Genomic DNA, 14476 nt, shown 5'->3' on the forward strand with positions numbered 1-14476 from the left:
AAAAGTTTTCTTAAAAAATAATAGGAAAGACCGTATCTTCTCTATAATTGGAAGATTGCGATCTTTCCTATTATTTTTTTATATCATAATGGAAGAGTAAGTGCTTTCATAAATCTTTACACTTTCTTTTTCTCTCATCATGATCATATAGTTAATATAAAGTTGCCACATTGCTTGCCACAATGGATCATGATCTGCTTTATAAACAACATTCAATCCAATTTTTCTTGCATCTTGATAATTGATCACTTGCCCGTGATTTGGATATTTTTCAATGTTGATCAATTCTTCTGCAATGCGTTTGGCTTCGTTTATTTGTCCTTTAAACATCGAACGAGATAACCATTTGACGGCTAAACGTTTGGAATGTTCAATCGATTTCAAACAGTAATCAATCAACGCAGCATCCACACCCTTTAAGAAAGGATAGTATGCTGGATTAAGTGCCTGTCCACCTGCGTGTTCTTTCTTAATCATTTCCAATCCATTTAAAAAGGCTTGAGCCGGTCGAAAAGCAAGTCCAAAGGCGGTTGGAATCGTTACTTGTGGATCAATCGGTCCAAGCTCAGAAGTATTGCTCATTAAAATTTCGTCAGCAGCTAAACTGACCAAAGTAGCTGCACTTTTCGCCGCTTGAGGAACAACCACACGAAGATGCTTGGTTTTAGCAAGTAATGTATGAACGATGATCTCCGCAGCATTTGGATCTCCACCAGGACTTTGAATCATCAAATCTACATCACTGTCTTTATCTAACGCAGTCACCATCTCACTAAAAGGTGCAATATCCTCACGAGTTATGGCACTTTCCGGATGATTAAAGTTTGCAATATATACAATGAGAGGGCGACCCGTTACCTTTTCTACTTCTTTGATAAGTGTTTGCCTAATATAACGATCACGGTGAACAGCGTGATATAACGGTTGATTTGGCGGTAGATGGGACATACTAGGAGATGAAAAATCCACGCCTACCCCCCTTTCTTAAACAGACCGATAGGGTCTTCCATATAATTTTTTGCGTTCTGGTTTTTCTTCCATTGCAACCATGTTTTTCTCAAACTCTTGGAATGATTTAACAAACATCTCAAAGTTTTTATCTGTATTTGTATCTGCGACAAATTGTTGTTTCGCTCTTAGAAGTGACTGGAACAACCCAAAAACCCCCTTTGATTATTTCATCAAACTTAGTATATGCAACCTCATAAATATGATGAACAAAAAGCGCATAAATCAACACTAAGCCAACTACTATTTTATCACGGTTCAAACAAGCTTGCACGCGTTTGGTAGAACTATCTGTTCGATTTGATGTAACAGATCCCAAATGAATTTAAAATGTATGGATTCGCTTAATATGGAATTCTCAAGGCTTTCCATCATCACCAACTGCAAGTGAAATTCGAAGAGGTTGATGGCGAACCTATCACTATCATTACCGAGACAGGACAAGAACTTTCATTTATTTAGAAAATGCATAAGCTATTGTGATTAAGCTATCTCCTAAAGTCGCTGGTACATTTGCATAACGAGTCCAAAGGTATTCCTCCAGCTTCCTTTTATCTTCTCCTTCCACTTTTCCATTCTCATAATTATATACAATCAATGGTATATCAGACCCTGCTTTTGTTAACTCGTCTACTACTACTCTTATTCTAGCATCTTGATTGTTTCCCCATGCTGTTTTATAGCGGTAAACGACAATATCGAAAGTATTTTCAAACAGCTTTTCTCTAAACAATTGTTCGTCAAAAGGCATGATCGTAATATCTGATATCCCTCTTCGCTCTATCGGTTTTAATTCTCTGGCTTTCATTAGGTGAAGGTCTTCTTTTGAACCAGTTATTAATACTCTTACTTTTTTATAGGCAAGTTCACGTTCAATCATTTGCTGAAGAACTTTCCGCTCTTCTTCTATGCTTTCCTGAAAATGTTGTTTATTCCGTTGCAAACTCTCTTTTAATTCCGCATCAAATTGTTGCTCCACATCTGTCTTCATTATATTCATGCTATCATTTATATTTTCTTTAAATTCCTTTCGGCTTTGACCGATGGTTATGGACAATACAACAGCCATGATCCCAAACAAAAAAGCAGTTACTGCAATAAAAAAATTAAATGTACTAAACAAGTTTTCTTGATCTTTTTGTAGATCTGCTTGAAATTGATCGTTGTTCTTCTCCAACATTTTCAATTTTTCATCTACAAGATTGGATTTGTCCAATTCTAATTCCAATTGATCTATTTTTTTTTGTAATAATTCTGTTTGTGTTTCTGCTCCATATACAGAATTACTCGACAACATAGTAACGAACAGATATAAAAACACAAAAAAACGAAAGAACTTGGCCAATCCGATACCTCCCAAATATGTAAATATTACATCAGCCTAGCTATAACGTATTTTACTACTATTTGCTCTATTACCGCTAGTTTGAATCATGGATACAGTTTTATGTTCAGATCCCTAAAAAAGATGCCCTGTTTAAAATACAGGGCATCTTTTTATTGAATAAAATCTTCGGGTTGCAATTTTATTAAATCTTCTTTTTGTATATTTGCCTGATTACCTAAACGAACAGATTGTTTCCTTACTGCATGCTCAAATAAATTGCGAACAAATCTCCCATTACTCGAGTTTCCGGTTTGAATATGGGAACGGAGAATAGAAAGAATAACATTTTTACATTCCGGTGTAAGCTGGTATTGTTCACCATCTGCGATACGTAATAAGATTTGATAAAGTTCTTCTGTCGTATAGTCAGCAAATTGAAATACATTGGGAAAACGTGAGGTAAGACCTGCATTGGTTTGTAAAAAGAGATCCATATCTCTATTATAACCAGCTAAGATAACTAACAGATTTTCCCTATGATCCTCGATTGATTTAACCAACGTATCAATTGCTTCTTTGCCAAAATCACCTTCTGTTTTAGAAACCAAGGCATATGCTTCATCAATAAATAAAATACCACCTAACGCTTCATTGACGACTTCATTTACTTTTTGTGCTGTTTGTCCTATATGAGTAGCTACTAGACCACTTCGATCTGTTTCTATTAATTGCCCTGATTTTAAAACTCCAAGTTCCTTTAATGCTTGACCAATAATACGAGCAAACGTTGTTTTACCTGTACCAGGGTTGCCCTTAAAAATCATGTGGAGCGATTGTCCTGTTCCTTTAGAGAAACCTTGATCTCTTCGGAGTTTTTGGACTTTTACTTGTGCTACAAGAGAACGAATATGCTCTTTTACTTGTTTGTTACCTACTACTTTTGCAAACTCTGCCTCTAGATCAAACATTGTATCGGAAGCTTCTACACCAAAATCTTCGGAACGTAATATTTTCAATTCTTCTGGTGACTGAAAACCATTTTGTTTTAAACGTTTGGATTGTTTGCGGACAGCTTCTTGTATGACATTCCGGACAAGCCGACCATTCCCATCATCGTTTCTTCCAGCTATTTGTTTGCGTTCTAGAACAGATAACAGCGCTTTTTCCGCTACATCATCGATCTGAAATTGTTCTTTTGCAAGCGAAGTTTTCGCAATGGATAACAATTCTTCTGCAGAGTAGTCGGGGAATTGAATTTGACTTGGAAATCGTGATTTTAATCCACTATTCACCTTCATAAACTCTGTCATTTCTTTCGTGTACCCAGCAAGAATAACAATAAGATCGTCTCGATTTTCTTCCATTCCTTTGACTAAGGTATCAATTGCTTCTTTACCAAAATCATTATCTCCGCCACGAGAAAGTGCGTATGCTTCATCAATGAATAATATTCCGCCGATCGCCCTCTCGATTACTTTTCTAGTCTTAGGTGCTGTATGTCCAATAAACTCTCCTACAAGATCTTCTCTTGTCACTTCAACCAAATGTCCTTTTGATACCACTCCAAGTGCTTTGAAAATCTTTGCCACAATGCGTGCTACTGTTGTTTTACCTGTACCTGGATTACCTGTATAAATCATATGCAAGCTTTGACTCTGAACCGTTTGTCCAATTTTAGCACGTTCGATTTGGATCGCTACCATATCTTTCATTTCAAGGACAAATTCTTTTACTGGAGTTAGTCCAATCATATCATCTAACTCTGTCATTGCTTCTTTTAACAGTTTTTCTTTGTCTTGATGAGAGAGTTGTGTTGTTGTTGTAGCTAATTCTGCCGACATATCAAATTGCCATCCTTGGTGATTCTGAATCGATACAGAAGCTTGTTGATGCATTTGGTCCAGCTTTTTCTTTCTTTCTTCTTCTGTATATAACGTTTTATTCATGATATTGATACGAAAGTAAACGTCTTTCTGCTGGACTGCATAGTGATGAATTCGTTGATTAAAGAAAACTTCTAAGTACTTTTGTTCTTGAAAAGTAGTAACAGTACTATATGCTTGCTGTTTTTCTAAATAAATATCAAACCAATCAGGAAAATCACTACCACAAGAGGCAACTCGATATGTATATAGGTCTTTATCTAGATTGATCATATCCATGATTAAATTTGTATAATTTACCAAATTATTGCGAAATCGATCTAACTCGCTTCCTTTTATCATTTTTGATAACAGTAGAGATGATTTTTGAACCATGTAACCTAAAATACCTAACCATATAGGAGAGATAAGAAATAAAACAAATAAATTAAACAGGTACTCTCCTGGTAAACCGATGGAAGCAAGAAGATAGATAGCAACTATTACGAGTTTAAAAATGAGAGAGAGACTAAAGTATCCAATCCATATATGTCGTATTGGTCGCATAAATGGATAGGTAGTCATATATTCTTCTGCTCTATACTCCGCTTTTTTCTTCCATATATTCAATTCATCAGGGGAAATTTTCCGATATCCATCTGTTCGAATTCGAGTGTATAACAGCTCTGTTAATTCTCTTTTCCCTTTTTGCAATGAAGTTTGGGACAAATAAGCACCTCCTAATAAAACCATACTCGCATTAATCTTACCTTTTGCTTGGAATAGAAGCAAGATTCTAAACCAAGCAAGGCAATAGAACCTAATGTATAGACATATCAATTATTCGAGAACATAAAAGATATATATTTCAAAGAGGTGAATTGATGAAAAAGATGGTGTTATTGATCCAGCTTATCCTCTTTACCATTGTTCTCGTATGGTCAGGCATTCATCCAATTAAACGAAGCGTATGGTTTTTCGAAGTTCTTCCAGCGATCATTTTAATAGTAGTATTAATTCTTACCTATAAACGATTTCCACTCACACCTCTGTCTTACTGGGTTATCTTTTTTGGAACAATCACTATGTTAATAGGAGGACATTATACTTATGCTCGGGTTCCCTTTTTTCATGATATAAAAACTATGTTTCATTTAAAAAGAAATGACTTTGATCGATTTGGTCATATTTTCTATGGCATGGTTACCGCTGTCTTGATGCGAGAATACTTTATTCGAACAAATTTTTTTCATCGAGAAAAGTGGCTATTTGTTATTGTAGGCATGCTAAGCGTTTCATTGAGTGCTCTCTACGAAATATTTGAATTTGGTATGGCTTTTCTTTTTAAGGGGGACATCCAAAACTTCCTCGGCTATCAGGGTGATATTTTTGATTCTCATTGGGATATCATTTGTGCTTTGACAGGGGCTATTATCATTTTATGTTTAGGAAAAGTCCACAATAAACAAATCAGCTTCATCACCAAAAAGAAAAACACTCATAAAAAGAAATACAAGAAACCCAAACATCAATTACAACCGAATTAGCTTATGGATGAGATAAGTATTCTCTATGAGATGAAAAATTTACCGAATCGTTGAATGTTGAGTTCGCTTAAGTTAGGTAGTCTGTCCTCATTTAGGCAGACTACTTATTTTCCTTTTTTCTTCTATTGTCTAAAATGATAAACTAAATCAAAGCAATCTCGTACAATTCCCTTTCATACCCGATCATATCCTCATACACACTTCTCTACTCACTTTTCCTCCTATAATATTAAAACCGGATAAAAATCAGAATATTTTACTTTTTGTTAAAGATACAACAAAAATACCTTTTCATTTCTTTACCATCATCTATCCAAATTGTTCGATTATAAATTCTTCTTATGATAGGACCATTCATATAAGATAGTAATTCACTTTAAAATATTATAGAATTAGTAAGTATTATAATTTTTATATCCAATTAGGAGGTTTATATTTTGATTGCATCCAGACCTAGGCCTTGGAAATTATTACTTACTAGTGCACTATCTCTATCACTCCTTATCACACCATTTTCTATTGCATCTGCAAAACCAAAAGATACAGGAGAAACTGCCTATCAACAAGTGCAATATCTTTCCGAAAACATCGGGCCACGAGTTGCAGGTACGGTAGCTGAAAAAAATGCTAGCCAATACCTTGCTACTCAACTACAAGTACTTGGTCTACATCCAACGATTCAAAATTTCTCCTACACACGAAAAGAAGTAACATACCAATCACAAAACGTCATTGCTACAAAAAAAGGAAAATCAAACAAAGTACTTATTATCGGAGCACACTATGACTCAGTCTCCACAGGTAAGGGAGCTGATGATAACGGTTCCAGTATTGGTGTTGTATTAGAAACGCTGAAAGCCCTCTCCAAAAAGAAAACACCTTATACCGTTAAAGTGATCTTCTTTGGTGCGGAAGAAGCTGGTCTACAAGGTTCCAAGTACTATGTTTCGAAAATGACAGATGAAGAGAAGAAAAATACAGTAGGAATGATTAACTTAGATAGTTTGATCGCGGGAGATAACATGTATGTTTATGGCGATCAAGGATCACAAGGAAAATTACGTGATTTTGCACTAAAAATCGCTAAAAAACACAAAATACCAATGTCTACTAACCCTGGATTAAATCCTGAGTATCCAGCAGGCACAACTGGCGATTGGAGCGATCATTCACCATTTAAGGCTGCTGGCATCCCTTATGCATATTTCGAAGCAACCAACTGGGAAATCGGTGACTTGGATGGATATACCCAAACAGTAAAACATGGTGCAATTTGGCATACAGCAAAAGATAATTTGACCTTTTTAGAACAAGAATTCCCTGGTCGAGTACAAACTCATCTAAAATCTTTTACAACAGTTCTAACTGAATTAGTTGCAAAAGCCGACAAGGAATTACAATAAAAGAAATCCCATTCCAGAAGATGGAATGGGATTTCTTTTATTTTTATCTTCATATAAGACTCTTTCTTCTAAAACAATCTACTGTATTAACCAATCAGCTTGTTTCATCCTTTTCTTTTTTTTGCAATTGCTGCAAATAAGCATCTAAAGAATCCAATCTTTCCTCCCAAATTTGCCGAAAAGAATCAATCCAATTATAAAATTCTCGAAATGATTGAGGTTGAAGCTTGTAGATCCGTCGATTAGCTTCTGGCTGCACCTGAACAAGTCCAGCCTCACTTAGAACTTTTAAATGCTTGGAAACTTGTGGCTGCCTCAATTGGAGATACTCTGCTATTTCTCCGACTGTCAGTGGTCCTTTCCGTAGCAATTCTACAATGTGAAAACGGTTTGGTTCAGCTAGTGCTTGCAGTATTTCTTTCATATCTATAATATACCCATTAAGGAATATTCCTGTCAAGGAATGAAATTGCATGTTATGATAAAATGATACAGATTCATAAATAAACTCTACAGTCAGATCTACCTTATATTTTCTTTCCTACCAATAGATACTACAGGAGAGGTGAACAACTTGATAAAACTTAGTGTATTGGATCAATCCTTGATATCAGCTGGTGCAACAGCATTTGATGCATTCCAAAATACGATCCATCTAGCTAAAGAAACAGATAAGCTAGGGTTTCATCGATTTTGGGTCTCTGAACACCACTTCGCTAAAAATCTGGCAGGTTCTAGCCCTGAGGTTTTGATGAGTCATTTGGCTACAGTAACAAATGCCATTCGTATTGGATCAGGGGGTGTCATGCTCCCACACTATAGCGCATATAAAGTAGCAGAAAATTTCCGAGTATTAGAAGGCTTATTTCCAAATCGAATTGATATGGGACTTGGAAGAGCTCCAGGCGGAACCCATCTAGCTACAAAAGCACTGCAAGAATATAGAAGTACATATGCGGATAAATACCCACAACAACTAGATGATTTAATCACCTATCTTTATGATTTAGCTGATAAAGACTTTCGTTTTCCTTCGCTTTTTGCAACGCCAAAAATTAATACTGCACCTGAAATGTGGCTATTGGGATCAAGTGGCGGAAGCGCACTACTCGCAGCAGAACGTGGGGCTAGTTATGCTTTTGCGCAATTTATAAATGGAGAAGGCGGAGTGGATGTTGTAAAATACTACCGTGATAGATTCAAGCCTAGTATTGTTAATGAAAAACCTCAAACACTGCTGGCAATCATTGTATTTTGCGCAAATACAGAGGAAGAGGCAGAAAAACTAGCAAAGAGTGGCGATCTCGCTCTGCTTTTGCTTGAAAAAGGAGTTACTACGGAAGGGCTCCCAACCATAGAAGAAGCACAAGTTTATCCTTATACCGACTATGATCGTAATCGAATTGCTGTAAATCGAAAGCGCATGGTTGTCGGTAACCCTAGTACAGTAAAGAAGCAGATCGAAAATCTGTGTGATCAGTATGAAACAGACGAAGTAATGGTAGTATCTTTTATGAATAAATTGGACCACAAAATTCATTCCTATCAACTGCTTGCAAATGCTTTTGGTTTAACAAATAAATATAGTTAACTGCTGTTGTATCTAACTAAATTTCATAAAACGTCCATATGTAAGAATGCATTGGATTATCTAATTGTTAATATGGAAATGATGGTTTTTAAATTTGTCTAATAGGAAGTGGAATAAATGGGAGAAATGGTTACTACTTATGAAGGTTGGTATGTAAGTCATGATTTTCGAGTCATGGATTGGACAAGTTGGAAGTCAACGGATCCTTCAAAAAGAGAAAAAATCATCCAAGAATTATTAGACTTAACAGCCTCTTATGCTTCACTCGAGGACAACCAACATGGCAGTTTTGGACAATTTTCTATTCTAGGTCAAAAAGCAGATTTGCTTTTTGTTCATCTACGTCCTACTTTAGAAGAACTAAGTGAAGTAAAGAACCAATTCGATAAAACAAGTTTTGCAGAGTTTCTGCTTCCTGCTTACTCTTATATCTCAGTCGTGGAATTAAGCGGTTATCAAATGAGACCTGGAACGGACCCAGATACTGATCCACACATCCAAGCAAGGTTAAAACCAATCTTACCAAAAAGTAAATATATCAGTTTCTATCCAATGGACAAAAGAAGAGATGGAGCAGATAACTGGTACATGCTTTCTATGGAAGAACGTAAAACGATGATGAAAAGCCATGGATTAATAGGTAGATCTTATGCTGGCAAGGTAAAACAGATCATTACTGGTTCTGTTGGATTAGATGATTGGGAATGGGGCGTAACCTTGTTCGCAGAAGACCCACTTCAATTCAAAAAGATTGTTCAAGAAATGCGCTTTGATGAAGTAAGTGCCAGATTTGGAGATTTCGGTTCTTTTTATACAGGATGCCGTCTTTCCAATGATGATTTAAATAAATATCTCATTATCTAAATAAACCAAAGGTTGATCGGTATAGATCAGCCTTTTTGTCTCTCTATTTTCTACCTGTTGTCAGTATTAAAAAAAGTTATATATCACAAGTGAAGAGGCCTATAACCATCAAGTTAAAAACAAAATAATCACCCCAACTTGAAGAGATGAAAGATAGTTATGTATTTTGAATATTTTTTTGTTATAATTACAGTAAGCATCTTTCTCACTAAGAGGAGGATATGGGAACCTTGAAAGGAGGATACATGTTCGGTAAGTGTGAAGACTGTGGACAAGAGAATGTTGGCCTGTTCACTTTGGACTCCCAACCAGAGAAGCGGTACTGCAATAACTGCAAGTACAACAACGCAACTCCAGAAGAGCAGTCTCGCATCGAGTACAACCAGAACGTCTCGTACTGGGACTACTATCCCGACGCCCTCTGAAATTGAATTTCAAACTGGTTCCTGCCCCGTTGGTGTGACGGGGTACCAATCTAAAATTAATATATCGATATATAGGAACAAACTCCCTTACATCATGCAGGGAGTTTGTTCGTTGCTGTTCATTTATCTAGGTGATACCATTCACTTTAGCTTGATGGCTATGGGAAAATCTCGATGTGTAAAAGTGGGTGATCATCCGAATCATAAGATTCAGATGGTCATGATGCTCCCACAGGAGCTAGCTGTTCTTAATTCCCTTCTCCATATGTAGCATCTCCTAAGAAAAGAAAAAAGAAGGGAGAATCTATTTACCCACTACTGATTTACGTTATTTTATCCATCGTTTTTTTCGAAAAAATATACAACTTGTCTCCTATATGTAAATTAAAAAAGTCCCATATGAACAGAGGCAACACAAAATGATGTTTTCCTCTGTTACTTTATCATGGATCTTGTTTGTGTGTAAAAAATATGCTGTATCACAAACAAAACCTGACCAGCGTTAGCTGATCAGACGATAAAAAGATGTGAAGTGTTAGAACTGGTATATTCACAAGTGAGGCTCCCTTTTTTATTTCCAATCTGTGATATCAGCAACATGTATTGGCTCGCTACTGATTTGTTGCAGATTCGTCCCATCCGCATTTATTCTAAAGATCTGGTTAGTTTGACACTCCACACGCTTGAAAGCGTGGGATTCTTGAGTCGTTAGTGTCCGCAGTCCGTTTCCGTTTTGGACAACGCTCAAGTTTAGGGGTGTGCCATCACCCCGTCCCATGTAGTTAGAATGTACCCACATGGGCGGCGTACCTGTTACCAGTACGCTAGGCTGCTAAACCCGAAATTGCTTTCGCTATATTAATGGCTCCGTTTAGATCGGCATGGCAGGTGTGTCCGCACTCTTTACATCGAAACTTTAAACCACTTCGATTTGATTTTGCTTGATGACCGCATTTGCAAGTTTGGCTGGTGTATTCCGGATTTACTAATTCAAAACCAATACCAACCATTTCAGCCTTGTACTTGATGAATTCTTTGAGTTGGTAGAACGACCATGAATGTAGATTTCGGCCTTGATCCATTCTTTTTGATTTAGCAGTATTGCGAATATCAGTCAAATCTTCCATGCGAATCACTCCAACACCGTTGGCGAGTGCATGGTTAATAATTTGACGACTGATTTTGTGGTTTTGGTCTTTCATCCAGCGAGATTCTTTATCCTTTGATTTCTTGATAGCTTGCAGTTTTTTTGCTTGTCCTAGTTTCCGTCTTCTGGATGAATATCGTCTACGAGAATTAGCGACTTGAGAGCCTTTGAAGAAAAGAGAGTTCGTTCCAATACTAGCAACAGCTAGATAGCGAAGACCTAAGTCAATCCCCATGACTTTTTCATCTTGAGAGGATTCCACATTCCAACTGATCGGAATTGCAAGATACCATTTCTTTTTCTTTTGATAGAGCTTTCCAGCCCCTTGTTTCACATTTCCATTGAGGATCTTCTCTAGCCATGCTACTTGAAATGGTTCTGCTACTACTGGAACTCCTACTCGCTTTTCAAGCGCGGGGAAAGAGACAGTGTAGCATTCACTCTTCCTTTCCACCTTCAAGTTTTGATTATTGAAACTGCACCATATTTTACGGAAAGTCTTTGCATTCTGATTTTTCTTTTGAGATTTCACTTCACGAATGGTTTGATTCACAACAGCAGAAGGAAAGTTCTCATCAGAGAATTCTTTAAAAATTGTGCTCGTTGCCTTATTGGCTTCTGGATGCAACAGGAACCAGTTAGCAAAATCTGTGTTGATCTCGGTCATTCTTTGATACATTTGCTGTTTGGCCCCAGTGGGGTTATGTAGCTGCAAACGTAGTGTGATCGTAGGCATTGATTCACCCCCTTGTTTTCTGTGCTTCGACATAGCGTTTCATGGTTTCACTAGATACATTCCCTGCTGTACTAACAAAGAAAGAGCGTGTCCAAAGACTTGGCAGATGAGACAAATGTTGAAATTCTTGTCTCAATCGTCTAGAAGTCACTCCTTTCACTCTTGCCATAATATCAGATGGAGAATCAGAAGGAAGACAATTCAAGAACAAATGACAATGGTCAGGCATCACTTCCATGGCTACAATGATCCAATCATTCTCTTGACAGATCTCTGCCACTAACTGCTCGAATCGTTCTTCTACCTTATTTACCAATACCTTTCTTCGATAGCGTGGACAGAAAACAAAATGATAGTTGATTAAAGATACAGTGGTTTGAGTTCTTCTATATTCTTGCTCCATAGTTTAATTGTATTAGTTTTATTATTATACTGCAACGATAGAGACAAAAAATTGTTGCTCTAAGCATCCCCACAAAGGGGATACCGAGCAACGCCGCCTTTCATCCCACGATTGAAACCGTGGGCTTTCAGTCGGCAAAATTCTGTAATTGACATCAGATGAATTTACCGAAGCGATAGACAATGTAGAATATTTTTTTTCAAATGGTTTTCCTCCAAAGCATATTTATAGACAAAACATGCAGCATCCATGTATAGAGATTAAAGGGAATTATTGTAGATAGGGATGTTGTGAAATGAAATGGAAATGGGTACTTTTTCACAAATAATATTCAGAAAAATTATAACATAAAATAAAATCTAATTTGAATATATTTATTCATTAATAAAATCATTGTTAAAATCAGCCATGATTACTCTCATCTTTTTTGTCTAAATCAAATTTAAGCGACTTTTTCATTTTAAAATGTTATAATATTTTCCAATATACATATTATGAGGTGGAAAATGGAACATCAAAGTCATAATGTAACTTTCACCAAGCGAAGAATACTTCAGCAATGGCAACAGGAGAGAAATTGCTTACAGTACCTATTACCTTTCGCTAAAGATCAGATGGATTTTCTCACTCTAGGTTTTCAGATGATTGGACGAATGAAGCCTATTCTCGAGAAAGGATACAACGAGGATTACCCAGATGATCATCCATACATGATGAATATCATTAACTGGATGAAAACAAACGGATGGGAAGAAATGGAACTAGAATTTAAAACTTTTCTCAAAGAAGTAGACAAATACATGAAAGAAGCTCTCTAAAGATAATCCTGATATCTTTAGAGAGCTTCTTTGAATTCCTCTCAGAATTCAAGTCAAGTAGAGATTGTAGTTGCTATTGTCTGTTTTAGTGACTTTCCATTCCTGCAAGGATGCCATATATAAGCTTGATGAGAACTACATCAATATTATTTAAAAAGAGCACCTTTACAATCCATGCAGTACCCTATAAAATCTCATTTACTCGAACGCTAAAAATCTTGTTTTGTCATGTTTATCCTCTATTTTAGATTTTTAATTTAGAAAGACAAAACTGAATCTATACAATTCAAATGTATTCTCCATTACAGACTTTTGCCGACTGAAAGCCCACGGTTTGAATCGTGGGCTGAAAGACAGCGTTGCTCCAAACCCCAAAAAAAGGGGTTGCAAGAGCAACGAATATTTTGTACATTAGAACACATGATCGGTGATCATCCTACGGCTAGTAGGTTTGTTCTTTGAAAATGTTAATGGTATAGGGTTTCGGTAGCAAATGGATCTGTCTCCTACCGAGTAAAACCATTAGAGGCAGGAAGAGGACTAGAACGCTGGTAACAGGCGTTCCGCCCATGTGGGTACCCTTCTAACTGCATGGGACGGGCTGATGAGACAGCCCTGAACTTGGGAGTTGCACAAANCAGAAATGGAGTGAGTGCGCTAACTACCTAAGAATCCCACGACTTTAGTCGTGTGGAGTCTCAAAATAATACATCTCTAGTGATTCTTATCCCAAATCAGGATCAATCGTTTCCAAGTTTCTTCTCCTGGATACCCATCTGCATTGGAACCTCTCCAACCTTGTTCTTCTTGAAATTCTTGACAATTTTTTTGATCAGCTACTGTAAAGTTAGGAGTGGGTCCTTTTGTATAGTATTTCCCAAAACCGGCATTGATTAATAGGTAACCTAATTGTGTAACATACTTATTATTCGATCCCATTTTGAAATATTGCTTCCCAGGAAACTCTCGAGAAATAGCAGAAGTCGTTTTCTTTTTTGGTTTCGATTGACCTTCTGTTTTTGGTAATTGTTTTACTATCGTTTTTTCTTGAGAGGTGCTGGAAGGTGTTTGTTGGTGTCTCTGAGATTGCTTTGGGTTATTATCTTTTTTAACAGATTGGTTACTAGATTTGAAATTTTGGTGGATATTATTTCGAGGGCTGACAATTTGCTTTGTGCTATTTACTATATCCCTATCATCATCTGTAAAATGATGATATAATTTCATTCCTAAACCCACCAAAAAAATGAATAAAGATAAACAAGCTGAAACGATGAATCCTGTATATATAACTAATTTGGATTTACTCATATCGACATCCCTTTTATGAAAATCTAAAAATATT

14 protein-coding genes are annotated in these 14476 nt (G+C 36.6%); 6 read left to right on the forward strand and 8 right to left on the reverse strand.

Going from position 1 to position 14476, the window contains the following annotated elements:
• Positions 1-78 precede the first annotated feature (78 nt).
• The 4 genes from A3GQ_RS25575 to A3GQ_RS0105535 form a co-directional block, all read right to left on the reverse strand.
• The gene (locus A3GQ_RS25575; protein ID WP_028776203.1) at positions 79-969 is read right to left on the reverse strand and encodes an SDH family Clp fold serine proteinase; all 891 of its coding nucleotides are present in this window, start codon (positions 967-969) and stop codon (positions 79-81) included.
• Between the two features lie 15 nt (positions 970-984).
• Complete coding sequence (locus A3GQ_RS26695) at positions 985-1155, reverse strand: hypothetical protein (RefSeq protein WP_156877559.1); 171 nt, start codon at positions 1153-1155, stop codon at positions 985-987.
• A 307-nt stretch (positions 1156-1462) separates the two neighbouring features.
• A complete protein-coding gene (locus A3GQ_RS0105530) occupies positions 1463-2353 on the reverse strand; it encodes a hypothetical protein (RefSeq protein ID WP_028776204.1) in 891 nt (296 codons plus the stop codon).
• Between the two features lie 152 nt (positions 2354-2505).
• Entirely contained in the window at positions 2506-4926 is a 2421-nt protein-coding gene (locus A3GQ_RS0105535) for an AAA family ATPase (RefSeq protein ID WP_169818251.1), read from the reverse strand.
• 155 nt (positions 4927-5081) lie between these two features.
• On the opposite strand from A3GQ_RS0105535, the gene A3GQ_RS23515 reads away from it, so the two are divergent.
• Positions 5082-5744, forward strand: coding sequence for a DUF2238 domain-containing protein (locus A3GQ_RS23515; protein WP_051271235.1), 663 nt, complete (start codon positions 5082-5084; stop codon positions 5742-5744).
• Between the two features lie 437 nt (positions 5745-6181).
• Complete coding sequence (locus A3GQ_RS0105545; RefSeq protein ID WP_245596740.1) at positions 6182-7147, forward strand: M20/M25/M40 family metallo-hydrolase; 966 nt, start codon at positions 6182-6184, stop codon at positions 7145-7147.
• A gap of 94 nt (positions 7148-7241) precedes the next feature.
• Here A3GQ_RS0105545 and A3GQ_RS0105550 read toward each other — a convergent pair whose 3' ends face one another.
• A complete protein-coding gene (locus tag A3GQ_RS0105550; RefSeq protein ID WP_028776207.1) occupies positions 7242-7571 on the reverse strand; it encodes an ArsR/SmtB family transcription factor in 330 nt (109 codons plus the stop codon).
• A gap of 150 nt (positions 7572-7721) precedes the next feature.
• On the opposite strand from A3GQ_RS0105550, the gene A3GQ_RS0105555 reads away from it, so the two are divergent.
• The 3 genes from A3GQ_RS0105555 (at position 7722) to A3GQ_RS0105565 (ending at position 10298) form a co-directional block, all read left to right on the forward strand.
• Positions 7722-8738 carry an LLM class flavin-dependent oxidoreductase gene (locus tag A3GQ_RS0105555; RefSeq protein WP_028776208.1) on the forward strand — a complete coding sequence of 339 codons (1017 nt, stop codon included), beginning with the start codon at positions 7722-7724 and terminating at the stop codon, positions 8736-8738.
• 117 nt (positions 8739-8855) lie between these two features.
• Complete coding sequence (gene hemQ / locus A3GQ_RS0105560; protein ID WP_028776209.1) at positions 8856-9602, forward strand: hydrogen peroxide-dependent heme synthase; 747 nt, start codon at positions 8856-8858, stop codon at positions 9600-9602.
• Between the two features lie 267 nt (positions 9603-9869).
• A complete protein-coding gene (locus A3GQ_RS0105565) occupies positions 9870-10298 on the forward strand; it encodes a hypothetical protein (protein WP_028776210.1) in 429 nt (142 codons plus the stop codon).
• 553 nt (positions 10299-10851) lie between these two features.
• Here the strand turns inward: A3GQ_RS0105565 and A3GQ_RS0105575 are convergent.
• Both A3GQ_RS0105575 and tnpA read right to left on the reverse strand, forming a co-directional pair.
• Positions 10852-11910 (reverse strand): RNA-guided endonuclease TnpB family protein, encoded by a 1059-nt coding sequence (locus tag A3GQ_RS0105575; RefSeq protein WP_028776212.1) that lies wholly within the window; start codon positions 11908-11910, stop codon positions 10852-10854.
• A 4-nt stretch (positions 11911-11914) separates the two neighbouring features.
• Entirely contained in the window at positions 11915-12313 is a 399-nt protein-coding gene (tnpA, locus tag A3GQ_RS0105580) for an IS200/IS605 family transposase (protein ID WP_028776213.1), read from the reverse strand.
• Positions 12314-12819: 506 nt separating this feature from the next.
• Between tnpA and A3GQ_RS0105585 the strand changes: the two genes are divergently transcribed.
• Entirely contained in the window at positions 12820-13131 is a 312-nt protein-coding gene (locus A3GQ_RS0105585; protein WP_028776214.1) for a hypothetical protein, read from the forward strand.
• A 714-nt stretch (positions 13132-13845) separates the two neighbouring features.
• On the opposite strand, the gene A3GQ_RS0105590 is transcribed toward A3GQ_RS0105585, so the two are convergent.
• Positions 13846-14442: a peptidoglycan-binding protein gene (locus tag A3GQ_RS0105590; RefSeq protein ID WP_028776215.1), complete on the reverse strand. Its 597-nt coding sequence runs from the start codon at positions 14440-14442 to the stop codon at positions 13846-13848.
• Between the last annotated feature and the right edge of the window lie 34 nt (positions 14443-14476).

The sequence above is a fragment of the Shimazuella kribbensis DSM 45090 genome (assembly GCF_000428065.1).
In the GTDB taxonomy this organism is placed as follows: domain Bacteria; phylum Bacillota; class Bacilli; order Thermoactinomycetales; family Thermoactinomycetaceae; genus Shimazuella; species Shimazuella kribbensis.